2 protein-coding genes are annotated in these 1130 nt (G+C 61.6%); both read right to left on the bottom strand.

Annotated elements, in window-relative coordinates:
- The coding region (locus tag AC4PR2_RS27640) for a hypothetical protein (protein WP_492175879.1) at positions 1-321 on the bottom strand (321 nt) is incomplete at its 3' end.
- 20 nt (positions 322-341) lie between these two features.
- Positions 342-1130, bottom strand: a 789-nt coding sequence (traF, locus tag AC4PR2_RS27635) for a type-F conjugative transfer system pilin assembly protein TraF (RefSeq protein WP_492175878.1), incomplete at its 5' end; no start/stop codon positions are given.

Genomic DNA, 1130 nt, shown 5'->3' with positions numbered 1-1130 from the left:
CCATCGGGACGCCGTCGGACGCAGCCAGAGACACACGGGGCCATCGTCGTGATCGTGCAACGAGCCCAGGAACCAGCCATTACCGGCCGGCGGTCGCGGCATCCAGCCAGATGCATCCCAATCCTCGTCATCAAAGCCGGCCAGGAACAGCGCGGGGTCTTCATCGCGCATCAGCATGACCCACGCTTCCAGATCCTGCTCGCGCAACCAGCCCGAGAAGTCCGCGGCGGTTTCCAGATCAACCGCTCGCATCGCCGGGTGCGTCCAGTAACCCTGCGCATCTCGCTCAATCTCTGCGGCGGTAATGTGTCGTTTTGTCATGTTTTGCTCCTTTTTTAAGTTCAGTCACGGGGTTTGAAATCGGTGACGACATTCAGCACGCGCCGTGCCAGGTCATCCTGCGTGATAAAACCGTAGGCCAGCGGCTTGTAGGTCCCCGTCCCCGGCTCCACCAGGTAGATGGCCGGAAAGTGCCTGATGCCCATCTTTTTCGCCTGACCGCTATCCCTTCGGCTGTCCGGCAGATCCGCGCTGATGCGACCATCGATACTCACCGGCACCAGGTGCAACCCATACTGCGCGGCAAACTCCTTCACCACGCCGCCCAGCTTGGTATCCAGCGGCTCCTGGCCGCGATAGAACAAGAACACCCCGTAGCGCTGGTTGACCTGGTCGATAGCGCGCGCCTGCGCCTGGCGCTCTTTGGCGTATTCGATAGGCGCCGCCCCGTTGTAGAAGGGGTGCTTGAGGTTGTAGTCCAGCTCCGGGTAGTCCAGCAGCACCTTCTGCCAGGTGGCGCTGAATGCACTGGCCTTGTTGACCAGAAAATCCTGCACCACCTTGTAGCGCCGTATGTTTTCCGGCTGCGGATCGAGCACCGCCGTGATAAGCAGTTCCTTGCGTATTTTCTCGATACGCGCCAGCCGTTCGGTGGGTGATGCGGGCGGCGGTGCTGGTGCAGGCGCCGGCGGCGCGTTCTTCGGCGGTTTGTTCTTCTTGTCGTACCAGTACCAGCCCTTGACGGGCTTATCGACATACCCCGCCGGCTCGTCGTCCTGCGCTGCCGCCGCCATAAGCGCAGGCAGCATCAACGCCAGACACAACGTGCGTTCCATCAGCTTCATCACGGG

This window comes from Serratia sp. A07, from assembly GCF_058725505.1.
This window is presented reverse-complemented; position numbering and strand designations above follow the sequence as displayed.